The organism is Nocardioides houyundeii (assembly GCF_002865585.1).
Lineage (GTDB): Bacteria > Actinomycetota > Actinomycetes > Propionibacteriales > Nocardioidaceae > Nocardioides > Nocardioides houyundeii.
This window is the reverse complement of the sequence record NZ_CP025581.1, coordinates 1,997,692-2,020,708: the sequence shown is the minus strand read 5'-3', so window position 1 is coordinate 2,020,708 and position 23,017 is coordinate 1,997,692. Positions and strand designations below refer to the sequence as shown.

Sequence of the window (23,017 nt, the reverse complement as noted above, 5' to 3'; positions counted from 1 at the left end):
TCGCAGCCGCCAGGGCCGCCGCGTTCAGGTGTGGGGGATCGGTGGACGACGTACCGGCGAGGAATAGGACGCCGTACGCCGGGGTTCTGCGTGTAGTTGTGTCTTCAACCAAAGGGGAGCGGTCATGCAGTTCGGGATCTTCACCGTCGGAGACGTCACCACCGATCCCACCACGGGACGCACTCCCACCGAGCACGAGCGGATCAAGGCCACCGTCGCCATCGCCCGCAAGGCCGAAGAGGTGGGCCTGGACGTGATGGCGTTCGGTCAGCACCACAACCCTCCCTTCGCGGCGTCGTCGCCCACCACCACCATGGCCTTCGTGGCGGCTCAGACCGAGCGGCTGATCCTGTCCACCTCGACCACCCTGATCACCACCACGGACCCGGTGCGGATCGCGGAGGACTACGCCCAGCTGCAGCACCTCGCGGACGGCCGGATGGACCTGATGCTGGGCCGTGGCAACACCGGTCCGGTGTATCCGTGGTTCGGTCGGGACATCCGCGACGGCATCGAGCTCGCCGTGGAGAACTACGCGCTGCTGCACCGGTTGTGGCGCGAGGACGTGGTGAGCTGGCAGGGCAAGCACCGCACCCCGCTCCAGGGGTTCACCTCCACCCCTCGGCCGCTCGACGGTGTGCCGCCCTTCGTCTGGCACGGGTCGATCCGCAGTCCGGAGATCGCCGAGCAGGCGGCGTTCTACGGCGACGGGTTCTTCTCCAACCACATCTTCTGGCCCGCGTCCCACACCGCACAGATGATCCGGCTCTACCGTCGCCGGTTCGAGCACTACGGTCACGGCACCGCGGACCAGGCCATCGTCGGCCTGGGGGGCCAGGTGTTCATGCGCCGCAACAGCCAGGACGCGGTCAACGAGTTCCGGCCGTACTTCGACAACGCTCCGGTCTACGGTCACGGCCCCTCGCTGGAGGAGTTCAGCAGTGCCACGCCGCTGACCGTCGGGTCGCCGCAGCAGGTGATCGAACGGACGCTCGGCTTCCGGGAGTACGCCGGCGACTACCAGCGCCAGCTGTGGCTCATGGACCACGCGGGACTGCCGCTCAAGACGGTGCTGGAGCAGCTGGACCTGCTCGGCGAGGAGGTGGTGCCGGTGCTGCGCAAGGAGTTCGCCGCACTGCGGCCCGCGCACGTCCCCGAGGCACCCACCCACGCGTCGCTGGTGTCCGCCGCCGCGTCGCAGAGCACGGAGGTGACGGCATGAGCAACCTCGTCGTCGTCACCGCCGGGCTCCATGTGCCCTCCTCGACCCGGCTGCTGGCCGACCAGCTGAGGGACGCCACCGTACGGCGGCTCTCCGACGCCGGGGAGGCGCCCCGGGTGAGCGTGATCGAGCTGCGTGCCCTGGCGCACGCCCTGGCGGACAACCTGCTGACGGGCTTCCCGTCGGGGGAGCTCGCCGACGCCGTGGAGCGGGTGCGCTCCGCCGACGCGCTGATCGCGGTCACGCCGGTCTTCTCGGCCTCGTTCTCCGGACTGTTCAAGACCTTCTTCGACGTCCTCGAGCCGGAGACGCTGCTCGGCAAGCCGGTCCTGATGGGAGCGACCGCAGGAACGGCCCGGCACTCGCTGGTGCTGGAGCACGCCGTGCGTCCGCTGTTCTCCTACCTCCGGGCGATCACGGTGCCCACGGCGGTCTTCGCGGCGACCGAGGACTTCGGCGGCGACCCGGCCCTGTCCGCGCGAGTCGAGCGGGCTGCTGCCGAGCTGGTCGCGATGCTGGGCGCCGAGCTGCCTCGTCCGGCACCGCGCCTGCGCAGCGTCGAGGACGAGCTGGCCGACCCGACCCCGTTCTCGGAGCTGCTCTCACGCCCGTGACCGGGTCGGCCGGGTCGGGTCAGCGCTGGTAGGTGCCGTGGATGATGGCCCGACCCAGGGTCTTGAAGGCCAGGTTGAAGCTCATCACCGCCGGGGTCGCGGTGTCGTCGATGCCCAGGCTCTCCTCGCCGACGGCGTGCACGACGAAGAAGTAGCGGTGGGGGTGGTCGCCCTCCGGCGGCGCGGCGCCGGTGAACCCCTGCTCCCCGGTGTCGTTGCGCAGGTGGAACGCGTCGCCCGGGAGCTTGCCCGCGGCTGCCCGCGCTGCAGGGAGGTCGTCGACGCCGGGAGGTCGACCAGCGACCAGTGCCAGAAGCCTGACGGGGTGGGCGCGTCGGGATCGAACGCGGTGACCACGAACGACCGGGTGCCCTCGGGCGCTCCCTCCCAGCTCAGCTGCGGAGAGGTGTTGCCCAGGTGGGCCACCTGGTCGTCGAGGAGGGGGGCGCCGTCGGTGACGTCGGCGCTGGTGAGGGTGAAGCTCGGCACGGCAGGTAGGTAGTCGTACGGGTTGGGGGCGATCGGTCGCTCGATGCTCATGGGTCGGACTCTAGCGACGGGTCGGTCAGCGGGGGCAGGGACAATGGTGCGGTGATGGACTTCCCCCCGTATCCCACCGGACTGCGCCTGGCCGGCCGACGAGTGGTCGTGGCGGGAGGCGGACACGTCGCCCAGCGCCGCGTCCCCTCCCTGCTCGCAGCCGGAGCCGACGTGCTGGTGGTCTCCCCCCAGGTGACGCCCGCGATCGAGGGGATGGCCGGCGAGATCACGCTCGAGCTGCGGCGCTTTCGGCCCTCGGACCTCGACGGCGCCTGGTACGTGGTCGCCGCCACCAACGACCCCGAGGCCAATGAGCAGATCTCCGAGGCTGCGGAGGAACGGCGGATCTTCTGCGTCCGCAGTGATGACGCCACGGCCGCCACGGCCTGGACCCCGGCGGTCGGGCGCCACGGGTCGGTGACGGTGGCGGTTCTCGGCAACCGCGAGCCCCGCCAGTCGGCCTCCCTGCGGGACGACATCATCACCGCCCTGCGCGACGGCCAGCTCACGACGGCCGGTGCCCTGGACCGCACCCCTGGTGTGGTGCTGGTCGGCGGTGGGCCCGGCGACCCCGAGCTCGTGACCGTCGCGGCGCGGCACGCGCTGGCCTCGGCGGACGTGGTGGTCGCAGACCGGTTGGCACCGCGCACGCTGCTCGGTCAGCTCGGACCTGACGTCGAGCTCATCGACGTGGCCAAGCTGCCCCGCGGGCGCAGCGCTCTCCAGGAGCAGATCAACCAGCTCCTGATCGACCGGGCACGCCAGGGCAAGCGGGTGGTGCGCTTCAAGGGCGGGGACAACTTCGTGTTCGGCCGGGGATACGAGGAGCTGCTCGCCTGCCGCGAGGCCGGGGTGCCGGTCACGGTGATCCCGGGGCTCTCCTCCTCCATCTCCGTCCCCGGCGTCTCCCAGATCCCCGTCACCCATCGGGGCGTGGCCCACGAGTTCACGGTGATCTCCGGTCACCTCCCGCCCGGACACCCCGACTCCCTGGTCGAGTGGTCGGCCGTGGCGCGGATGCGCGGCACCGTGGTGCTGCTGATGGCGGTGGAGAACGCGCCAGCCATCGCCGAGGAGCTGCTGCTGGGTGGCCGGAGGGCCGAGACCCCGGTCGCGGTGATCATGGAGGGCACGATGCCCGGCGAGCGCACCGTCCTGTCCACGCTGGGCGAGCTGACCCAGGACCTGGCCAGCCACCAGGTACGTCCGCCGGCCATCATCGTCGTGGGAGACGTGGTCCGGGTCGCCCATCCGGAGCGCTACCGGGTCTTGGCAGACTGAGCCTCGTGGCCCAGCTGATCGAGATCTCCGACCCCGACGATCCCCGACTGGGCGACTACCGCGACCTCCGGGACGTGCAGCTGCGCAAGAGCCTGGAGGCCGAGCACGGGCTGTTCATCGCCGAGGGGGAGAAGGTGGTACGCCGGGCGGTCGAGGCCGGCTTCGCCCCTCGCTCGTTCCTGATGGCGCCGCGGTGGCTCGACGGCCTCGCCGAGGTGCTGGCGACCACCGAGGCCCCCTGCTACGTGCTGAGCGAGGACCTGGCCGAGGAGGTCACCGGCTTCCACGTGCACCGGGGCGCATTGGCCTCCCTGCAGCGTCAGCCGCTGGCCCCGCTGGAGCAGGTGCTGACCGGGGCACGGTCCGTGCTGGTGCTCGAGGACGTGGTGGACCACACCAACGTCGGGGCCATCTTCCGGTCCGGAGCCGCACTGGGGTTCGACGCGGTGCTGCTGTCCCCGCGCTGCGCGGACCCGCTGTACCGCAGGTCGATCAAGGTCGCCATGGGCGCGGTCTTCACGATGCCGTGGACCCGCCTGCCCGACTGGGCCGAAGCCCTGCCCACCTTGACCACAGCCGGCTTCACCACGGTGGCGCTGACCCTGGCGCCCGATGCGACGCCGATCGAGCAGGCGGTCGCCGACGTGGACCGGCTGGCTCTCGTGCTCGGCTCGGAGGGCCCGGGCCTCTCGGCGCGGTGGCAGGCGAGCGCGGACCGCAGAGCCATCATCGAGATGCGTGAGGGCATCGACTCCCTCAACGTGGCCGCCGCGACGGCGGTGGCGTGCTACGTGGCCGCGCGCCGCCCGGGCGCGCACCGCTGAAGGCCCCAGTCACAGGGCCGGGAGGAACGCGTCCTGGCAGGTCGCCGGGGCGGTGCGGTGCACCGACCGCAGGGGCAGCCATCGCCACCACCAGGGGACGGGAGCCCCGAGGTCGCTGTCGCCCACCCGGTCCACCACCACGGTCTCGGCGGCGCGTCGATAGCTGACCGAGGAGTCGGGTCGGTTCGTCAGGTAGGTCCGGAAGGTCGGCCAGGGCAGGAGATAGTCCTCGCGCACGTAGCTGGCCAGCCCGGGGTCGTCGGTGGCCAGCACCCGCACCAGGTCCTGGTGCCCGGCGCGCAGCGGCCAGGCGGGCACCAGCAGGTGGTTGGAGGTCCCGTCGACCACGACCAGGTTGGAGTACATGTTCCAGCCGTAGGCGGACTTGACCTCGAGGTACGGCGAGAGGCCGTTGGCAGCCACCAGGACCGCCAGCGCCACCCCGGCCGGGCCCACGCGCCAGGAGAGCCGGGCCACGCGTCCCGGTCCCACCATGGCGAAGAAGACCAGTGCGACGTAGCCGGTCCACCACAGGAACGAGCCGGACTCGAGCCACGCCGCGGATCCTCGGCTCGCTGGCAGCACGCTGGCCGTGGTGGTGGTCACCCCCACCACGAGCACCGCGGCCCGCAGCCAGCTCCGGGCCCGACCCGCGCCGGCCCGGCCCCACCGGTCGATCCGCACGAAGGTCGCGTCGTCGAGGAACAGCAGGAAGAGCGGCAGCAGCACCGCGGTGAAGTCGTAGAAGTGCTGTGCCGGGTCGAAGGAGAGCGCGGTGTGGAAGCCGACCGCCACCAGCACCCCGACTCGTCGGGTCGGTCGCAGCAGGAGCAGCACCGGCACCGACAGCTCGATGACGGCGGGACCCCAGACCGCGAGCAGTGCCGGCACCGAGCCCGGGTCGACCGGCGCCAGGCCCACGGCGCCGATCGCCTGGTCGAGGTGGAAGACCCCGCAGCTGGTGACCGGGTCGAGGAAGCCGGTGTTGAGCTTGGCGAACGCGGCGAACGAGTAGAAGACCAGCAGTCCCGCGCGGGCCGCGGGCTCGAACCGGTGCCAGGCGCCGCCGGTGAGCAGGTAGGCGAGGGCGAGGAGGGCCGCCAGGAGCCAGTGGTTGCCGAGCACCGGGGCCTCCGCCAGTGCGCTGAGCACTACCAGGACCATCAGCACCAGGACGGCCGCGCGTCCGGGTCTCAGGATGACCCCGGTGGCCACCAGGCCGAGGAGGGCCAGCAGCACGCCGACCGGCTCGGCGGAGGGGATCAGGCCCCCGTAGGCGGGGTTTCCCGCGATGTGGGCCAGGGCGGCGACACCCCACAGGCGCGCGAACACCCTCTGTCGCAGATCCACGTGCCCCATGCTCGCGGCGAGGAGGCGCCCCCGCTGGGTATTGCCGAATCCCGCGAGGACTCCTAGACCGCCGAGCTCCCGGTGGCCGGCCACTCCAGCGGGTAGTCGGACGCGGCGGCCTGGTGGGCCTTGTTGAGCTTCTTGCGCTGGCGGTTGGCGAGGCGGTCCCCGAAGACCATCCCCAGGGTGTGGTCGGTCTCGTGCTGCAGGCACCTGGCCAGCAGTCCGTCGCCCTCGAACGACACCGGCTCACCGTCGAGCCCCACCCCGTCGACCCGGGCCCAGTCGGGCCGTGCGCACTCGACGAACGCACCGGGGAACGAGAGGCAGCCCTCGTCGTCCTCGTCGAGGTGCCGGTCCTTGAGGTCCGGCAGGGTGACGGCGGGGTTGCAGACCACGCCGACCGTGCGCACGCCGCGCTCGTCGGGGCAGTCGAAGACGAACATGGCGACGTCCTCCCCGATCTGGCAGGCGGCCAGTCCCACGCCGTCAGCGGCGTACATGGTGGCCACCATGTCGGCCGCGAGGGCCCGGAGGCCTGCGTCGAACTCGGTGACCCGCTGCTGGGGCCGGTGCATCACCGGCGTGCCCCAGCGCGTGATCGGGCGGACGGTGCCCCCCTCGGGGAGGGGGCCGTAGGGCGCGTGGACGGTCTCTGCCATGCCGCGATCCTACGGAGAGGCATGATGTGACCTGCATCACACACCACACCGTGGCAGTTTGTGTAACTGCGAGTTACATTATGGCGCATGGCAACCATCACCAGCCTCACCTCCCGGGGCAAGCACGGGCTCGCCTCCTGGGAGACCCGCGCCCCCATCGGATACGCCGTCGCAGCGCTCAACCGGCTGGCCCAGAGCGACCTGCTGGACCGCGTCGGCCTTCGCCGGACGACGGAGCAGGCGGTCTACACCGCCACCCGCAGCGGGTTCCAGGTCGCGGCCGCCGCGGGCCGGACCTTCGCCCGTCGGGGCAAGAAGCAGGACGGCGTCCGGGTGGCGACCGCGCGCCCGGGGGAGGTCTTCGACCTCACCCCGACCGAGGACGAGGAGATGCTCGTCGACGTGGTGCGGGAGCTCGCTGCCGAGGTGCTGCGACCGGCCGCCGGCGAGTCCAACGAGACCTGTGCCGCCCCCGAGGAGGTGCTGAGGTCGAGCCTGGAGATCGGTCTGCCGACCCTGGGTGTCCCGGAGGCGCTCGGTGGGATCTTCGAGGAGCGCTCCGCCGTGGCGGGCGCGCTCGTGGCAGAGGCGCTGGCCCACGGAGACATGGGCCTCGCTGTCGCCACCCTGGCGCCGGGTGCGGTCGCCACCGCCATCTCGCTGTGGGGCGACGACGAGCAGCAGCAGACCTACCTGCCGGCCTTCACCGGCGACGACGTTCCCGCGGCGGCCCTCGCCCTCGCCGAGCCGACGGTGCTCTACGACGCCCTCGCCCCGGCGACCGCAGCCACCCCGACCCTGGACGGGTACACGCTGACGGGCTGCAAGTCGGCCGTGGTGCGCGGCGCCGAGGCCGAGCTCTTCGTCGTGGGCGCCATGCTCGAGGGCGCTCCCGCCCTCTTCCTGGTGGAGTCCACCGCAGCAGGGCTGCGTGTCGAGGCGGATCCCTCGATGGGAGTGCGGGCCGCTGGGCTGACGCGGCTCACTCTCGACGAAACCCCCGCCCAGCTGCTCGGCGAGGCCGACGGGTCGTCGTACACCGAGTGCGTGCGGCTCTCCCGGCTCGCCTGGTGCGCCCTGGCGGTCGGCACCGGACAAGCCGTGCTCGACTACGTCACCCCCTACGTGAAGGAGCGGGAGGCCTTCGGCGAACCGGTGGCCCACCGCCAGTCGGTGGCGTTCATGGTCGCCAACATCGCGATCGAGCTCCAGGCGATGCGTCTGGTCACCTGGAAGGCGGCGGCGCGAGCCGCGCAGGGCAAGGACTTCGCCCGGGAGGTGGCGCTGGCGCGCCGTCTCTGCACGGACAAGGGCATGCAGATCGGCCTCGACGGCGTCCAGCTGCTCGGGGGACACGGCTTCGTCAAGGAGCACCCCGTGGAGCGGTGGTACCGCGACCTCCGGGCCCTGGGCGTGATGGAAGGAGGCGTCCTCGTCTGAGGACGGGGCACACGACATGATCAATCTCGAGACGCCCAAGAAGCACCGCACGCTGGTCGACCAGGCACATCAGGTCGCGATGAACATGCTGCGGCCCATCTCCCGCAAGTACGACCGCGCCGAGCACTCCTACCCCAAGGAGCTCGACATGCTGGCCGCGATGATCGACGGCCTGTCGGAGTCCGGCACTGCCGAGGGCGCCGGTGCTGCCCCGGTGATCAAGGAGCGGAAGTCCGACGACGGCTCGGTGCGCAACGGCGCCAACATCGCCTCGATCCTCTCGGTGGCGGAGATGTGCTGGGGCGACACCGCCCTGCTGCTGAGCATGCCCCGCCAGGGGCTGGGCAACGCGGCGATCGCCTCGGTCGCCGACGCCGAGCAGCAGCAGCGGTTCAGGGGGACCTGGGCGGCGATGGCGATCACCGAGCCCGGGATGGGCTCCGACTCCGCAGCCCTGACCACCACCGCCATCCTGGACGGGGACCACTACGTCATCAACGGCGAGAAGATCTTCGTCACCGCCGGGGAGCGAGCGGACGCCGTCGTGGTGTGGGCCTCGCTGGACAAGTCCCTGGGCCGGGCCGCCATCAAGTCCTTCGTGGTGGAGAAGGGCACGCCCGGCATGAAGGTGGAGCGGCTCGAGCACAAGCTCGGCATCCGCGCCTCCGACACCGCCGTGATCACCTTCACCGACTGTCGCGTTCCCGCGGAGAACCTGCTCGGCTCTCCGGACATCGACGTGAAGGCCGGGTTCGGAGGCGCCATGGCGACCTTCGACAACACTCGCCCTCTGGTGGCCGCGATGGCCATCGGGTGCGCCCGCGCGGCCCTGGACCTGACCCGGGACCTGTTGGAGCAGGCCGGAGTGGTCATCGACTACGACCGGCCCGCGCTGGTGCAGAGCGCGGCCGCGGCGAAGTTCCTCCAGATGGAGGCCGACCTCGAGGGCGCCCAGATGCTGGCGCTGCAGGCCGCCTGGATGGCGGACAACAAGAAGCCCAACTCGCTCGAGGCCTCGATGGCCAAGGCCAAGGCGGGCCGAGTGGGCTCCGACATCACTCTCTCCTGCGTCGAGCTCGCCGGCACGCTGGGCTACAGCGAGACCGAGCTGCTGGAGAAGTGGGGACGGGACTCCAAGATCCTCGACATCTTCGAGGGCACCCAGCAGATCCAGCAGCTCATCGTGGCCCGCCGCGTGCTCGGTCTCTCCAGCGCCGAGCTTAAGTAGCTCCGCACGCTTGTCGCCCGGCCGCTGGGCTGCACCAGCGGCCGGGTGACTTGGGTTCAGGCGACGGCGTTGAACGGGTCGTGGTCGGCCAGGATCTTCTCCACCCGAGCCTGGTCGAGACGACTCACCACGCTCTGGGTCTCCTGCGCGTCCCGCACGCACTTGGCGAGCGTGAAGCAGGAGGTCGTGAGGAAGACGGTGCCCATGCCGAGGAAGGCGCGGACCCAGGGATCGACCGGCAGGTAGAGGATGCCGACGATCATCGTCAGGAGGGCGACTCCGAAGGAGATGCCGGCCTGGAGGAAGAAGGCGTTGGTGTTGCGGGCAGTGGTCGGATTGCTCATGCCGCCAAGACTCTCCCGGTGGCTCGGGCCCGGGATCCGGGCGGCTACGCAATCCGGAGTGAGTACCCAGGCCCAGTGATGGTGCGTGCCGCTCGCCAGGCGCGGCGGGAACTGGTCGGATGGGCGCATGAAGATCTATGCCGACACCGCCGGACGTCGTACTCGTCAGCTGGTCGGGGACCTGCTCGTCATCGGATGGCTCCTCACCTGGGTATGGGTCGGCATGGCCGTCCACGACGGCACCATGGCACTGGCCGAGCCCGGCCGCCAGACCGCCGAGTCCGCCTCCGGGATCGCCTCGGGGCTCCGGGACGCCGGCGGCCGGCTCGACGACATCCCCTTGGTCGGGGACGAGGTGGCGGACCCGTTCGACCGGGCCGCGGCGGCCTCGGACGACCTGGCCGGCGCGGGGAGGTCCACCGTCAGCGCTGTGGAGCGGCTGGCCTTCTGGCTGGGCCTGTCCCTGGCCGCGATCCCCATCCTGGTGGTCGCAGCGTTCTACCTGCCGCTGCGCTGGCGCTTCGCCCGGGAGGCCACCGCGGGGGCCCGCTTCATCGACTCCGGCTACGACCTCGATCTCTTCGCGCTCCGGGCCCTGGCGCGTCAGCCGATGCACGTGCTGGGCAGGATCAGTGACGACCCGGCGGGCGCCTGGCGACGCAACGAGCCGGAGGTGGTACGCCGGCTGGCCGAGCTGGAGCTGCGGGACACAGGTCTGCGTCCCCCCCAGCGCACCGCCCCCTGATCGGGAGCTGCGTCTAGGTTGTCACCCATGTCCGGCGCACACATGACCCCCGAGGAGTTCCGGCAGCAGGGCCACGCGGTGATCGACTGGATCGCGGACTACTGGGACCGGCTGGACGACCTGCCCGTGCGATCCCAGGTGGCGCCGGGCGAGATCGCCGCACTGCTCCCGGACCGGGCGCCGCAGGACCCCGAGCCCTTCGGCGCGCTGCTGGCCGACCTCGACCAGGTGGTCCTGCCCGGGATCACGCACTGGCAGCACCCACGGTTCTTCGCCTACTTCCCGGCCAACAGCTCTCCCGCGGCGGTCCTCGGTGACCTCATCTCCTCGGGGCTGGGCGCCCAAGGGATGCTCTGGGCCACCAGCCCGGCCCTGACCGAGGTCGAGCAGGTGGTGCTGGACTGGCTCGCCCGCGCGTTGGGACTGCCGGAGGAGTTCTGCTCGAGCGGACCAGGAGGTGGCGTGATCCAGGACACCGCGTCCACCGCCACCTTCACCGCCCTGATCTGTGCCCTGCACCGTGCCACCGGCGGCCGGGTCCGTGCTGAGGGGGTGACGAGCGACCTGCGCGTCTATGCCTCCAGCCAGGCTCACTCCTCCCTGGACAAGGCGGTGATCATGAGCGGGCTGGGGGAGCAGTCGCTCCGCTTCGTCCCCGTCGATCCGCGCACCCAGGCCATGGACGTCGCCGCGCTCCGTGAGGCCGTGGAGTCCGACGTCGCTGCCGGGCTGCGGCCGGTGCTCGTGCAGGCCGCCGCCGGCACCACCTCGACCGGTGCCTTCGACGACGTCGCGGCCATCGGCGCGGTGGCCCGCGAGCACGGCCTGTGGCTGCACGTCGATGCCGCCTGGGCCGGCGTGGCCGCGGTGTGTCCCGAGCACCGGGACGCCACTGCAGGAGTGCCCGAGCATGCGGACTCCTTCGTCACGAACCCTCACAAGTGGCTGCTCACCACCTTCGACTGCAGCGCCTTCTGGGTGCGCGACCGGACCCAGCTGCTGGGGGCGCTGTCGCTGCTTCCTGAGTACCTGCGCAACCCCGCGACCGACTCCGGGGCGGTGGTCGACCTGCGCGACTGGCACCCCCAGCTGGGCCGACGCTTCCGCGCGGTCAAGCTCTGGGCCGTGCTGCGCACCTACGGCATCACCGGGCTGCAGCAGCACATCCGCTCCGGCGTCGAGCTCGCCCGGCGGTTCGCCGACCGGGTGAGCGCCGACGAACGGTTCGAGCTGGTCACCGAGCCCGTGCTGGGGCTGGTGGTGTTCCGGCTGCGGGCCGGCGACGAGGCGACCGTGGCCGTGATGGAGTCCCTCAACCAGGGCGGCGTCGCCTACCTGAGCCACACCCGCGTGGAGGGACTCGCCGCGATGCGCCTGGCGGTCGGCGGCTGGCGCACCACCCAGCAGGACGTCGACCGCACGTGGGCGGCGATCGCGGCCCTGGCCGACGAGGTCACAGCCGGGTCGCCGCCGCCGACGCCGTAGCCAGCAGCGCGGCGGGCTGCGGCCAGCCATGTCCGGCGTACGCCGTGGAGATCCCGGCCAGCGCGGCGTCCCGCAGGCTGACGGGGCAGAGCACGATCGCACAACCGCCGAACCCGCCGCCGGTCATCCGGGCGCCCAGCGCGCCGTGGGCCAGGGCAGTGTCGACCACCACGTCGAGCTCGGCGCAGGAGACCTCGAAGTCGTGGCGCAGGCTCTCGTGCGAGGCGGTCATCAGGGCGCCGACCCGGGGCCAGTCGCCGCCGTGGAGGGCGGCCACCAGGGCGGAGACCCGGGCGTTCTCCGAGACCACGTGGCGCAGCCTGCGGTGGTGCAGCGGGGAGAGCTCGTCGGCCCGCGCAGCCAGCGCCTTCTCACTCTCCCGGCGTCGGTCGGCATAGCCCCCGGCCGCGTGCTCGTGCCGGGTGCGGGTGTCGACGACCAGCAGCTCCAGTCCGGCCCGCCCGGGCTCCCAGGGCACCTGCTGCCTGGCGCCGGAGGCGAAGTCCAGGAGCAGCGCGTGGCCCGCAGCCCCGAGCAGGGCGACGGTCTGGTCCAGACCTCCCGTGGGAGCACCGACCTCCTCGGACTCGGCCCGGACGCAGGGCGCCACCAGCTCCTCCACCGGCGCCGAGGAGGTGGCGAGGGCCACCGCGCAGATCAGGGCAGCGGAGCTGGAGAGACCTGCCCCTACCGGGACGGTGCTGTCCACCAGGACCTCCAGACCGCCGCGATGACCGATGGCGCGCAGTGCCCCCAGGACGTAGGAGGCCCAGCCCTCCGGGCGCTCGCCCAGGGTGCCGTGCCACTCTCCGCCCCAGGTGCTGACCAGGCGCACCGCCGTGTCGTCACGGCCACGGACGGCGGCCCAGGTGGCGTGCGGGAGCGCGATCGGCAGGCAGAGGCCGCCGTGGTAGTCGGTGTGCTCGCCGATCAGGTTCACCCGGCCCGGCGCCTTGGCCACGGCCGCTGGCTGGTGGCCGAATACGGCGACGAAGGCCTCGCGCACGTGGGCGGTGAGGTCCTCGCCGGGGATCAGCTGCACGGGCATCAGCCTAGGAGGCGCCCGAGCTCCGGGTAGGTTGCTGGCTGTGCGATTCCTCAACGACCTGGGCCCTGCTCACGACCTGACGTACGACGACGTCTTCATGGTCCCGAGTCGCTCCGACGTCGCGAGCAGGTACGACGTGGACCTCGCGACCGCGGACGGCACGGGCGCCACCCTGCCCCTGGTGGTCTCGAACATGACGGCCATCGCGGGCCGGCGGATGGCGGAGACGGTGGCTCGCCGCGGTGGGCTGACCGTGTTCCCGCAGGACATCCCGATCCCCGTGGTCTCGGAGGTGATCGGCTGGGTCAAGGCCCGGCACCACGTCTTCGACACCCCCATCGAGCTCGCCCCACACCAGACCGTCGGTGAGGCGCTCTCCTTGATCCCCAAGCGGGCCCACCGCGCCGCGGTGGTGCTCCAGGGCCGCCGCCCCGTGGGCCTGGTGGCGGAGGCCGACTGTGCCGAGGTGGACCGCTTCGCCCAGGTCAAGGACGTGATGAGCACGGACCTGGTGCTGATCGAGGCCAGCACCGACCCGCGCACCGCGTTCGAGCGTCTCGACGCCGCGCGTGCCCCGCTCGCGGTCGCCGTGGACGAGGCAGGCGAGCTGGTCGGAGTGCTCACCCGGCAGGGCGCGCTGCGCGCCACGCTCTACAGCCCGGCGCAGGACGGGGCCGGCGGACTGCTGATCGCCGCCGCCGTCGGCATCGGCGCCGACGTGGTCCCCCGTGCCAAGGAGCTGCTGGCGGCCGGCGTCGACTGCCTGGTGCTCGACACCGCGCACGGGCACCAGGAGCGGATGCTGGAGGCGCTGCGCTCGGTGCGCGCGCTCGACCCTGGGGTGCCGCTGGTGGCCGGCAACGTGGTCTCGGCCGCGGGCACCGAAGACCTCGTCGAGGCCGGCGCCGACATCGTCAAGGTGGGCGTCGGGCCCGGTGCGATGTGCACCACCAGGATGATGACCGGGGTCGGCCGGCCCCAGTTCTCCGCGGTGCTCGAGTGCGCCGCAGCAGCGCGCGCCAAGGGCAAGCACGTCTGGGCCGACGGCGGCATCCGCCATCCCCGCGACGTGGCCCTGGCCCTGGCGGCCGGGGCATCCGCCGCCATGGTCGGCTCCTGGTTCGCCGGCACGCACGAGTCCCCCGGGGACCTGATGCAGGACGCGGAGGGACGGGCCTACAAGCAGTCGTTCGGCATGGCCTCCGCGCGGGCGGTGGCCAACCGGACCGCGGGGGAGTCGGCGTACGACCGGGCCCGCAAGGGGCTGTACGAGGAAGGGATCTCGTCCTCGCGGATGTACCTCGATCCCGCCAGGCCGGGCGTGGAGGACCTGATCGACGAGATCTGCAGCGGCGTCCGCTCCGCCTGCACCTATGCCGGCGCGCGCTCGGTGGAGGAGCTGCACGAACGCGCCGTGGTGGGAATCCAGTCCGCCGCAGGGTTCCACGAGGGTCGTCCGCTGACGAGCAGCTGGTGAGCCGGCAGCGACTGCTGGTCGTCGCGGCCACGGCCGCGGAGGCGGCGTACGTGCCGGCGGGCCTGCCGCTGGTCGTCACCGGTATGGGCAAGACCGCCGCGGCGGCCGCCACGGCGCGGGCCCTCGCGCAGATGGTCGACCTCAGCGACCTGACGGTGGTCAACGTGGGCACTGCGGGGGCCCTGCACGACGACCTGTCCGGTCTCTTCGAGCCGGGCGTGGTCCTCAACCACGACATCAACGCCGCCGCGGTCCGGGCGCTGGGCTACGACCCCCAGGAGCGTCTGGTCGTGGGGGCGGGCGAGGTGGTGCTGGCCACCGGCGACGTCTTCGTCAACGACCCGGTGGTGCGCGCGGACCTGGCCGGACGCGCGCACCTGGTCGACATGGAGGGCTATGCCGTCGCCTGGACGGCGGCGCAGTTCGGGGTCCCGGCCAGGTTGGTCAAGCACGTGTCCGACAACGCCGACTCCTCGGCGAACGACTGGCCGGCCATGGTCGAGGCGAGCGCCCGAGAGCTCGGGCGGTGGCTGGACCAGCTGCTCCGCGACGAAGGCTAGAATCTCCTCCCGTGCGGTGGACGAGGCGTGGGGTCACGGGTGACGAGCTCGAGTTCGTCTTCGTGATGACCTACGGACGCTCCGGGTCCACGCTGCTCATGGGGCTGCTCAACTCCATCCCGGGCTACCTCATCCGCGGGGAGAACCGGCACGCCCTGCGGCACCTCTACGAGTTCCACCGCAGCGGGCTGGTGGAGCGGGCTCGGGTCAACCCGCAGAACGCGCGGGAGTCGACACACCCCTGGTTCGGCATCCACGGCTTCGACGAGGAGGCATCCCTGCGCGACATCCGTCGGCTGGTGCTGGAGACCCTGCTGCGGCCGCAGCGCCGCACGAGGGTGGCGGGGTTCAAGGAGATCCGCTGGTACGACACCGACCTCGCGAACTACGTCGACTTCCTGCGGCAGGTGTTCCCCGGCGCTCGCTTCGTGGTCAACACCCGCAACCTCCCCGACGTCGCGGCCAGCGCCTTCTGGCGCCACAAGGACGACGCCCTGGGTCGTCTGGAGGTCATCGAGGAGCGGATGCTGGCGGTGGCCGACGACCTCGGCGAGGCGGCGTACCGGGTGCACTACGACGACTACCAGGACGACCCGGGCGCGCTGCGAGGACTCTTCGAGTGGCTCGGGGAGCCCTTCGACGAGGAGAGCATCCGCAAGACCCTGGCGGTGCGGCACTCGGTCAAGGCACGTTCCTGAGGCGACTCCCAGGCTCAGTCACTCCCGCGAGCTGCGGGCGGTGCGGCCTCGGACCACGCCCACGAAGGCCTGGGTGCGGTCGTCGTCGGAGTCCTTGAGCCACACCAGGCCGATCCGGGTGCTGGGCAGGTCGGTGACGACCTTGTGGACCACGTCCTTGCGGTGGTGCAGCCGCGCCACCGACAGGGGCACGACGACCACGCCGGTGCCGCTGGCGGCCACCTCGATGGCGTCCCGGGTGCTCATCGGGGGGAAGTCGAGCTGAGGGGAGGCGGCCGAGACCTCGGCCGGGACGCCCAGCACGAACTGCTCGTCCGCCAGGTCGGCTACCGAGACCTCGTCGTAGACCGACAGCGGGTGCTCCAGCCCCACCACGACGACGGGCAGCTCCTCGTAGAGCGGGATGCAGAGCAGGTCGTCGCCCTCGACGGGCAGCCGGGCCAGCACCATGTCGGCACGTCCCTGGTCGAGCACCGAGCGCTGCTCGGACTCCTCGATCGGGAGCAGCTCCAGGGACTCCGAACGGCGGTCCCGCCAGGCGCGAGCCCACTTGTCGGGAGTCGCGCCGGGGGTGAAAGCGATACGCAGGGTCACGGACCAAGCCTCGCACGAGGTGCCAGGGCGCCGACCCCAGGGCGAGGCGCGGGTGGCCGGGAGGACGTTGCCGCGGCGCCGTTGCGGGTCCGGCACCAGGACGTCAGACTGTCCTGGCGGGCCCGAGCTCCGGAGGTGGCAGCGGCGGATGACGTTGATCAGCGCGGATCGACTCACCAAGCGGTACGGCGCGGTCACGGCCGTCGAGGACCTGAGCGTCGACATCGTTCCCGGCATCGTGGGCCTGGTCGGCGCCAACGGTGCCGGCAAGTCCACGCTGCTCAAGATGCTCCTCGGCCTGGCGGAGCCGACCTCGGGATCCGCTGCGGTCCTCGGCCTCGACGTCGCGACCGAGCCGATGGCCATCCGGGAGCGCGTCGGCTACATGCCCGAGCACGACTGCCTGCCACCGGACGTCTCGGCGACCGAGTTCGTCGTGCACATGGGCCGGATGTCCGGGCTGCCCACCACCGCAGCCCGGGAGCGCGCAGCGGACACGCTGCGTCACGTCGGCCTCTACGAGGAGCGCTACCGCCCGATGGGCGGCTACTCCACCGGGATGCGGCAGCGCGTGAAGCTCGCGCAGGCGCTGGTCCACGACCCCGACCTGGTGATGTTGGACGAGCCGACCAACGGGCTGGACCCAGCGGGACGGGAGGAGATGCTCGGTCTGATCCGGCGGGTGGGCACCGAGTTCGGCATCTCGGTGCTGGTGACCTCCCACCTGCTGGGCGAGCTGGAGCGCGTGTGCGACACCGTGGTGGTCATCGACGGCGGTCATCTGCTGCGCTACTCCAGCACGGCTGACATCACCACCACCACCGGCGTGCTGCTGGTCGAGGTGGACGGCGACCCGGGACCCCTGGCCGACCTGCTGCGTGCCGGTGGCACCGAGGTGGGGCGCGACGGCCGCCTGCTCCAGGTGCGGCTGGACGACGAGGCGGTGCTGGACCGGATCAGGGACGCCGCCGTCGGGCTGGGGTGCGGGCTCGTGCGGCTGGAGCCCGGGCGGCACCGGATGGCGGAGATGTTCACCGGCCCGGAGGAGGTGAGCGGTGGTCCCGAGCGCTGATGCCGGGTCGGTCGCCGGGGACGGCGGTGAGCACACCGGCGTCATCCACGACATCGGCTACCGGCACTACGACGGCCCGAGGCTGGGGGAGCGCTACGTGCAGCGATCCCTCTTCCTCGACAGCCTGCGCGGCGCCTACGGCCTCGGCAGGTCCGCGCGGTCCAAGGTGATGCCGATGCTGCTGCTCGCGGTGATGTGCCTCCCGGCGGTGGTCATGGTGGTGGTCACCAGCATGATCCGGGCCGACGAGCTGCCGGTTACCTACCGCGAGTACCCGTTCGAGTTCCAGGTCGTGGTGGCCATCTTCGTGGCCGGCCAGGCACCGGTGCTGGTCTCCCGCGACCTGCGCTTCCGGGTGGTCCCGCTGTACTTCGCCCGACCGCTGGGACGCGCGGCGTACGTGCAGGCGAAGGTCGCCGCCATGGTGGCCGCCGTCCTGGTGCTGCTCGTCGTCCCGGTGACGATCCTGTTCACCGGCGCCCTGCTGCTCAAGCAGCCGCTTGCCGACGAGCTGCCCGACTTCCTCGTGGCCCTGGTGGTCTGCCTGGGCTACGCGGTGCTGCTCTCCGGGCTGGCCCTGCTCATCGCAGCGCTCACTCCACGGCGGGGACTCGGGGTCGCCGCGGTGATCACGGTGCTGCTGGTGCTCTCCGGCGTGCAGTCCGCCATCCGGGGCATCGCCACCGAGTACGACGAGCCGGCGCTGGCCGACTACTCCGGGCTGATCTCGCCGCCGGCGCTGGTCGACGGGCTGGCGGGCGCGGTGATCGACGGCTCCGGGAGCTGGTCCATCGGCCTGACCGGCACGCTGGTCTACGCCGCCGTGGCTCTCACCCTGGTGCTGGGCGCCTACCTCGCGCTGCTGCTGCGCTACCGCCGGGTGCCGACCTCATGACCGCGCTGGTGCTCGACCAGGTGTCGCGCTGGTTCGGCAACGTGGTCGCGGTCAACGACGTCACGATGCGGATCGGGCCCGGCGTCACCGGGTTGCTGGGACCCAACGGCGCCGGCAAGTCCACCCTGATCCACATGATGGGCGGGTTCCTGGCGCCGTCGTCGGGAACGGTGACGCTGGGGGACGTGCCCGTGTGGCGCAACGAGCAGATCTACCGCGACCTGGGCCTGGTGCCCGAGCGCGAGGACATGTACGACGTGCTGACGGGGTGGGAGTTCGTGCTCGCGAACGCCCAGCTGCACAAGCTTCCCGACCCCGAGGGTGCGGCGCGGCGGGCGCTGGAGACGGTCGAGATGACACCGGCGCAGGACCGGGAGATGCGCACCTACTCCAAGGGGATGAAGCAGCGGGTCAAGATGGCCACGGCCATGGTGCACGATCCGGCCGTGCTGCTGCTCGACGAGCCGTTCAACGGCATGGACCCCCGTCAGCGGCTCCAGCTCATGGAGCTGCTGGACCGGCTGGGGGACGAGGGGCGCACGGTGCTGTTCAGCTCCCACATCCTGGAGGAGGTCGAGCAGATCGCGGGGCGCATCGAGGTGATGGTCTCGGGGCGGCACGCGGCGTCCGGCGACTTCCGGGAGATCCGACGGCTGATGACGCAACGGCCCCACCAGTACACGATCCGCTCCGACTCCGACCGGGTGCTGGCCTCGGCGCTGATGACGCAGCCCAGCGTGTCCGGGGTGGAGCTGTCCAGCGACGGCGCCGCTGCCGGGGGCACCGGTCAGGGCGGGGCGCAGCTGGCGGTGCAGGTCACCGAGCACGCTGCCTTCGTGCACGCGCTGCCGGAGCTGGCCGCGGCGCGGGGCGTGCGACTGCTGGAGGTCCGTCCCTCCGACGAGTCCCTGGAGAGCGTCTTCTCCTACCTGGTGGAGCGATGAACCGCATCGTCGCCAGGCTCACCGCGCGCACGCTGCTGGGGCGCCGGCGCGCCCTGCTCCTGGTGCTGCTGCCGGGGGTGCTGCTGGCCCTGTGCGTGTTCGCGCGGGTCTTCGCCTCGCTCGACGACGACGCCTCCGCCCGCGCCGGGATCGTCGAAGGCGTGGTGGCCGGCTTCGGGATGGCCGTCCTGCTGCCGCTGCTGGGACTGATCACCGGCACGGGCGCGATCGGCTCCGAGATCGACGACGGCTCGATCGTCTACCTGCTGTCCAAGCCGTTGAGCCGCTTCACCATCATCCTCACCAAGCTGGCGGTCGCGGTCGCGGTGGTCACCGTGCTGGGGGCGCTGCCGGTGCTGGTGGGAGCCGTGGTGGTCACCGGTGAGCTGGGGCGGGTCGCGCTCGCCTTCGGCGCCGGCAGCCTGGCGGGGGGCGTGGCCTACTGCGCGCTGTTCCTGATGCTCTCGGTGGTGACCCGCAACGCGGTGGTGCTCGGACTCGTCTACGCCCTGGTCTGGGAGTCCCTGGTGGGGCAGATCGTGCCTGGCGCCCAGTCACTGAGCATCCTGCAGTGGGCGCTGGCGGTCACCGAGTCCGTGCTGGGCGACGAGGCGACCCGGCTCGGCATCGAGTCGGCCGTGGACCTGTCGACCGCCGTGGTGCTGCTCCTCGTCGTGGTGGTGGGCGGTACCTGGTACGCCACCCGGCGGCTGCGGACCATCCGGCTGGGGGAGTGAGGCTCAGGGCACCCGCAGCACCGTGACGGCAAAACCGGAGTCGGCGGTGAACGGCTCGAGGTCCCAGGTGGCGAACCGGTGCTCGAGGGTCAGTCCCGCCGCAGCCGCGTCGCGGTCCAGCTGGTCGTAGGAGTAGATGTCGGGCTCCCGGCGGAATCCCAGGACGATGCGGCCACCAGGCCGCACGTGGTCCCGCAACCGGGCGAGCACGGCCGGCTCGGTGCCGGGGGTGAGGAACACCATCACGTTGCCCGCGGAGACCACCAGGTCGAACGGCTCCTCCGCCAGGTCCAGCGTGGCGAGGTCCGCGACGTGGTACGTCGGCCCGGGGTGGTCGGCCTTGGCGGCCTCGATGAGCACGGGGTCGACGTCCACGCCCACCACGCGGTGCCCCCGGCGGTGCAGGGCCCCCGCGATGCGGCCAGGGCCGCAGCCGGCGTCCAGGATCCGGGAGCCGCGCGGGACCATGGCGTCCACCAGCCTGGCCTCCCCCTCGAGGTCGGCGCCCTCGGCGGCCATGGTGCGGAAGCGTTCGACGTACCACTGGGAGTGGCCCTCGTCGGCGTGGGTGAACCAGCGCGGTCGGTCGGTCATGCCCCCATCCTCGCCCAGTACGCCGCGGTCGCGTCGTCCGGGGAGTCGGCTCCTGGGAGCTGCTCGGCGGCGCCCGGCTCGGACTCGGCCCGCCGGACCCATCCGAGGAACGTCTGGGGCCGTCCGCGCGTCGCAGCAGCGCCACGGCCTCGGGCCATCGGGCCAGGCCGTAGGGGTCCACCAGGCGGCTCGCGCCGTTGCTGAGCAGGGCCGCCCCACGCAGCTGGTGCACCGGCGTGCTCCCGGTGACGGCCTCGGACGCGGCGCGCGGATCCTCCTTGGCGACCCAGTAGCCGCCGGGCTGGTTGCGCCGCTCCCGCATGCCGGCGCCCGCCGCCCGGCGGGCGCGCTGGGACTCGGCCGTGCCTGGGGTCAGGCGACGCCAGCTGTGCGAGCAGGGTGCCCCCGAGCAGCTGGGCGTACCAGGCCACGCCGTGCCGGCACAGGTGCTGGGAACCCGGGATGCCGGCACCATCGACCAGCACGGCGGCGCCGGGCACCGCCCCGACGAAGTCCTCGTTCTCCCGGCCCACGCGGCCGGCGCTGGTGGCCGTCGCGATCCGCATCGCGGGTCTCCGGTGTCCGGTCGTGGCCCCGGAGTGCGGCTCAGGCCGAGGACGCCGGGAAGCCGCCGGTGGCCACGGGACCCCACGTGGTGGGCGTGATGCGCAGCAGCGACTTGCCCTGGTCCAGCATCGCCTGGCGGTACTCCGCCCAGTCGGAGTGCTCCCCGGCGATGTTGCGGAAGTACTCGACGAAGGCGTCCAGGGCTTCCTCGCCTGCCGTGGCGTCGAGGACCTCGCAGGTGCCGGAGACCTGCACCCACGGGCCGTTCCACTCGTCCGAGACGACCACGACGTCGACCTGGGGACGCCGTCGTGCGTTGCGGGTCTTGGCGCGCTCGGGATAGCTGGAGATCACCAGGCGGCCGGCGTCGTCCACGCCGCCGGTCACCGGCGATGCCTGCGGGGTCCCGTCCGCGCGCTGCGTGATCAGCAGCATCCGGTGCCGAGGGCGGACGAACTCGAGCAGCCCGTCGAGGTCGACGTGGTTGTTGGTGGCGATCGTGCGTGCCATGGGGTGCTCCGTTCACAAACGATCTGGATGGGGCCGGTCGGCGTCTGCTCGAGCGTAGCCGGGTCGGCGGGGAGCGGGCAGGGGGAGCCTCAGGAGGGCGGGAGCAGGTCGCGCAAGCGGCGGATGCCGCTCTCGAGGTCCGCGCCGCTGGGCGTGGCCACGTAGCTCAACCGCAGGTTGGGACGGGGCTCGGTGCCGGGCAGGTAGTAGTTGGACCCGGGAGTGACGGCGACGCCCAGGGTCAGCGCCCGGCGGGCCAGGGCCGCTCCGTCGGTGTGCCGCGGCAGGGCGACCCAGAGGTGGTAGCCGCCGCGCGGCGCGGTGGGCAGACAGCCCTCGCCGAACGTGTCCACGGCGGCCCGTGCCGCGATCTCGCGGCGCTCGTGCAGCTGCACGCCCAGCGTCGTGAGGTGCCGGCGCCAGCCCGAGGAGGTCACCACCTCGAGCGCCGCGAGCTGCAGGGGAGCGGGGGTGAGGATGGTGTCGACCAGCAGGGCGGCGCGCAGCCTGTCGACGACGGGGCCACGGGCCGCGATTCCCCCGATGCGGAGGTTGGGCGAGGTGGCCTTGGTCAGGGATCGGATGTGGACCACGGTGCCGTCCGCGTCGTCGGCGACCATCGGCGCGCTCGGCACCGGCGCGTCGGCGTGGTCCAGGTGCCGCACGAAGTCGTCCTCGATCACGAAGGCGTCATGCGCCTTGGCGATGCTGCGTACCTCGGCGCGCCGGCCCGGGCTCATCGAGACGCCGGTGGGGTTGTGCCACCTGGGTTGGACGACGACGACCCGCGCTCGCGCTCGGGCCAGCGCGTCGTCGAGGTGCTGAGGGAGGATCCCCTCCGCATCGAGCGGGACCGGGACGGGTCTCAGGCCCGCGGCGAGGGCGGCCGCCATGGTGCCCGGATACGTGGGGGACTCCACGACCACCGGGTCGCCCGGCTGGGCGAGTGCCCGCATCGTCGTGGCCAGGGCAGCCTGACCGGCGCCGCACACCAGGACGTCGCTGCGTCCGAGCCCTCCGCCGATGTCGCGGGCGAACCAGTCGCGCAGCTCCGGGATCCCGCCGGCCGGTGGCCGCTCCCAGGACTCGACCCGCTTGGCGGCCCGGGTCAGTGCCGCGCGGAGCAGCTGGGACGGTTGGAGCTCGGGGTGCAGGTAGCCGCCGTTGAGGTCGATCACGTCGGGCCCGTGTGCGTCGAGTACGTCGGCCAGGCCGGGACCGCCGAACCTGCGGGTGCCCTCGCCCTCCCGGAGTCCCTCGGTGAGCTCGAGGGCGGCCTCCTGCCAGGAGGTGTCACCCGACGCGACCGGGCGTTCGGTCCGGGCGCGAAACGTCCCGGAGCCGGGATGTGTCTCGACCAGTCCGCGCTGGGTCAGCAGTCGCAGCGCCTGGGCGACCGTGGTGGCGCTCGCGCCGAACCGGCGCACCAGCACGCGCTGCGACGGCACGCGTCGGCCCTCCGGCAGCATCTCGATCTCTGCCGCGAGCTCCTCCGCCAGGGTGCCGGCCGCGCTGCTATCGTGTTTCATGACGGATCAGAATAGCGCTATTGCCGGTTACCTCGTGCCGCCATCCACGTTCTCGGG

Annotated in this window: 24 protein-coding genes and 1 pseudogene; 15 read left to right on the top strand and 10 right to left on the bottom strand. The window is 72.2% G+C overall.

Annotated features, from left to right (window positions below):
- Positions 1–124 precede the first annotated feature (124 nt).
- Together C0R66_RS09690 and C0R66_RS09685 are read left to right on the top strand one after the other, a co-directional pair.
- Positions 125–1,222: an LLM class flavin-dependent oxidoreductase gene (locus C0R66_RS09690; RefSeq protein ID WP_101524517.1), complete on the top strand. Its 1,098-nt coding sequence runs from the start codon at positions 125–127 to the stop codon at positions 1,220–1,222.
- Entirely contained in the window at positions 1,219–1,836 is a 618-nt protein-coding gene (locus C0R66_RS09685; RefSeq protein ID WP_101524516.1) for an FMN reductase, read from the top strand. Before C0R66_RS09690 ends, C0R66_RS09685 begins: the two co-directional genes overlap by 4 nt.
- Positions 1,837–1,855: 19 nt before the next feature.
- Here C0R66_RS09685 and C0R66_RS09680 read toward each other — a convergent pair.
- A pseudogene (locus tag C0R66_RS09680) lies at positions 1,856–2,376 on the bottom strand (YbhB/YbcL family Raf kinase inhibitor-like protein).
- A gap of 54 nt (positions 2,377–2,430) precedes the next feature.
- Between C0R66_RS09680 and cobA the strand changes: the two are divergent.
- The gene (gene cobA, locus C0R66_RS09675) at positions 2,431–3,657 is read left to right on the top strand and encodes a uroporphyrinogen-III C-methyltransferase (protein WP_101524515.1); all 1,227 of its coding nucleotides are present in this window, start codon (positions 2,431–2,433) and stop codon (positions 3,655–3,657) included.
- 5 nt (positions 3,658–3,662) lie between these two features.
- On the top strand, positions 3,663–4,481 hold the full coding sequence (locus C0R66_RS09670; RefSeq protein ID WP_101524514.1) for a TrmH family RNA methyltransferase: 819 nt from the start codon (positions 3,663–3,665) through the stop codon (positions 4,479–4,481).
- Positions 4,482–4,490: 9 nt separating this feature from the next.
- Here C0R66_RS09670 and C0R66_RS09665 read toward each other — a convergent pair whose 3' ends face one another.
- Together C0R66_RS09665 and def are read right to left on the bottom strand one after the other, a co-directional pair.
- Positions 4,491–5,831, bottom strand: a complete 1,341-nt coding sequence (locus tag C0R66_RS09665; protein ID WP_158647981.1) for an HTTM domain-containing protein — start codon at positions 5,829–5,831, stop codon at positions 4,491–4,493.
- Between the two features lie 62 nt (positions 5,832–5,893).
- Positions 5,894–6,493 carry a peptide deformylase gene (gene def, locus C0R66_RS09660; protein WP_101524512.1) on the bottom strand — a complete coding sequence of 200 codons (600 nt, stop codon included), beginning with the start codon at positions 6,491–6,493 and terminating at the stop codon, positions 5,894–5,896.
- An 87-nt stretch (positions 6,494–6,580) separates the two neighbouring features.
- On the opposite strand from def, the gene C0R66_RS09655 reads away from it, so the two are divergent.
- Positions 6,581–7,933: an acyl-CoA dehydrogenase family protein gene (locus C0R66_RS09655; protein ID WP_101524511.1), complete on the top strand. Its 1,353-nt coding sequence runs from the start codon at positions 6,581–6,583 to the stop codon at positions 7,931–7,933.
- Positions 7,934–7,949: 16 nt separating this feature from the next.
- Positions 7,950–9,161 (top strand): acyl-CoA dehydrogenase family protein, encoded by a 1,212-nt coding sequence (locus tag C0R66_RS09650; protein ID WP_101524510.1) that lies wholly within the window; start codon positions 7,950–7,952, stop codon positions 9,159–9,161.
- A 56-nt stretch (positions 9,162–9,217) separates the two neighbouring features.
- On the opposite strand, the gene C0R66_RS09645 is transcribed toward C0R66_RS09650, so the two are convergent.
- Positions 9,218–9,505, bottom strand: a complete 288-nt coding sequence (locus C0R66_RS09645; protein WP_101524509.1) for a YiaA/YiaB family inner membrane protein — start codon at positions 9,503–9,505, stop codon at positions 9,218–9,220.
- 127 nt (positions 9,506–9,632) lie between these two features.
- Between C0R66_RS09645 and C0R66_RS09640 the strand changes: the two genes are divergently transcribed.
- Positions 9,633–10,250: a hypothetical protein gene (locus tag C0R66_RS09640; RefSeq protein WP_101524508.1), complete on the top strand. Its 618-nt coding sequence runs from the start codon at positions 9,633–9,635 to the stop codon at positions 10,248–10,250.
- 27 nt (positions 10,251–10,277) lie between these two features.
- Positions 10,278–11,735 (top strand): pyridoxal phosphate-dependent decarboxylase family protein, encoded by a 1,458-nt coding sequence (locus C0R66_RS09635; RefSeq protein WP_199286628.1) that lies wholly within the window; start codon positions 10,278–10,280, stop codon positions 11,733–11,735.
- Here the strand turns inward: C0R66_RS09635 and C0R66_RS09630 are convergent.
- Complete coding sequence (locus C0R66_RS09630) at positions 11,704–12,777, bottom strand: galactokinase (RefSeq protein ID WP_158647980.1); 1,074 nt, start codon at positions 12,775–12,777, stop codon at positions 11,704–11,706. The two genes, C0R66_RS09635 and C0R66_RS09630, sit on opposite strands and share 32 nt — an antisense overlap.
- 46 nt (positions 12,778–12,823) lie before the next feature.
- Between C0R66_RS09630 and C0R66_RS09625 the strand changes: the two genes are divergently transcribed.
- The 3 genes from C0R66_RS09625 to C0R66_RS09615 are packed head-to-tail and all read left to right on the top strand — an operon-like array spanning position 12,824 to position 15,518.
- Complete coding sequence (locus C0R66_RS09625) at positions 12,824–14,260, top strand: GuaB1 family IMP dehydrogenase-related protein (RefSeq protein ID WP_199286627.1); 1,437 nt, start codon at positions 12,824–12,826, stop codon at positions 14,258–14,260.
- Complete coding sequence (locus tag C0R66_RS09620) at positions 14,257–14,820, top strand: nucleosidase (RefSeq protein WP_101524504.1); 564 nt, start codon at positions 14,257–14,259, stop codon at positions 14,818–14,820. The genes C0R66_RS09625 and C0R66_RS09620 overlap by 4 nt, the downstream gene beginning before the upstream one ends.
- Before the next feature lie 11 nt (positions 14,821–14,831).
- On the top strand, positions 14,832–15,518 hold the full coding sequence (locus tag C0R66_RS09615) for a sulfotransferase (RefSeq protein WP_101524503.1): 687 nt from the start codon (positions 14,832–14,834) through the stop codon (positions 15,516–15,518).
- An 18-nt stretch (positions 15,519–15,536) separates the two neighbouring features.
- Here the strand turns inward: C0R66_RS09615 and C0R66_RS09610 are convergent, their stop codons facing one another.
- Complete coding sequence (locus tag C0R66_RS09610) at positions 15,537–16,112, bottom strand: LysR substrate-binding domain-containing protein (RefSeq protein ID WP_101526168.1); 576 nt, start codon at positions 16,110–16,112, stop codon at positions 15,537–15,539.
- A 148-nt stretch (positions 16,113–16,260) separates the two neighbouring features.
- Between C0R66_RS09610 and C0R66_RS09605 the strand changes: the two genes are divergently transcribed.
- The 4 genes from C0R66_RS09605 to C0R66_RS09590 are packed head-to-tail and all read left to right on the top strand — an operon-like array spanning position 16,261 to position 19,760.
- Positions 16,261–17,184, top strand: coding sequence for an ABC transporter ATP-binding protein (locus tag C0R66_RS09605; protein WP_101524502.1), 924 nt, complete (start codon positions 16,261–16,263; stop codon positions 17,182–17,184).
- Positions 17,168–18,079: an ABC transporter permease gene (locus C0R66_RS09600; protein WP_199286625.1), complete on the top strand. Its 912-nt coding sequence runs from the start codon at positions 17,168–17,170 to the stop codon at positions 18,077–18,079. The genes C0R66_RS09605 and C0R66_RS09600 overlap by 17 nt, the downstream gene beginning before the upstream one ends.
- Positions 18,076–19,023: an ABC transporter ATP-binding protein gene (locus C0R66_RS09595; protein WP_101524501.1), complete on the top strand. Its 948-nt coding sequence runs from the start codon at positions 18,076–18,078 to the stop codon at positions 19,021–19,023. The genes C0R66_RS09600 and C0R66_RS09595 overlap by 4 nt, the downstream gene beginning before the upstream one ends.
- A complete protein-coding gene (locus C0R66_RS09590; RefSeq protein ID WP_101524500.1) occupies positions 19,020–19,760 on the top strand; it encodes an ABC transporter permease subunit in 741 nt (246 codons plus the stop codon). The genes C0R66_RS09595 and C0R66_RS09590 overlap by 4 nt, the downstream gene beginning before the upstream one ends.
- A gap of 3 nt (positions 19,761–19,763) precedes the next feature.
- On the opposite strand, the gene C0R66_RS09585 is transcribed toward C0R66_RS09590, so the two are convergent.
- The 4 genes from C0R66_RS09585 to C0R66_RS09570 form a co-directional block, all read right to left on the bottom strand.
- Positions 19,764–20,354, bottom strand: coding sequence for a class I SAM-dependent methyltransferase (locus C0R66_RS09585; protein WP_101524499.1), 591 nt, complete (start codon positions 20,352–20,354; stop codon positions 19,764–19,766).
- A complete protein-coding gene (locus tag C0R66_RS09580) occupies positions 20,351–20,920 on the bottom strand; it encodes a hypothetical protein (protein WP_199286624.1) in 570 nt (189 codons plus the stop codon). The genes C0R66_RS09585 and C0R66_RS09580 overlap by 4 nt, the downstream gene beginning before the upstream one ends.
- Before the next feature lie 40 nt (positions 20,921–20,960).
- On the bottom strand, positions 20,961–21,431 hold the full coding sequence (locus C0R66_RS09575) for a PPOX class F420-dependent oxidoreductase (RefSeq protein ID WP_101524498.1): 471 nt from the start codon (positions 21,429–21,431) through the stop codon (positions 20,961–20,963).
- Positions 21,432–21,520: 89 nt separating this feature from the next.
- Positions 21,521–22,960: an aminotransferase-like domain-containing protein gene (locus tag C0R66_RS09570; protein ID WP_101524497.1), complete on the bottom strand. Its 1,440-nt coding sequence runs from the start codon at positions 22,958–22,960 to the stop codon at positions 21,521–21,523.
- Positions 22,961–23,017 lie beyond the last annotated feature (57 nt).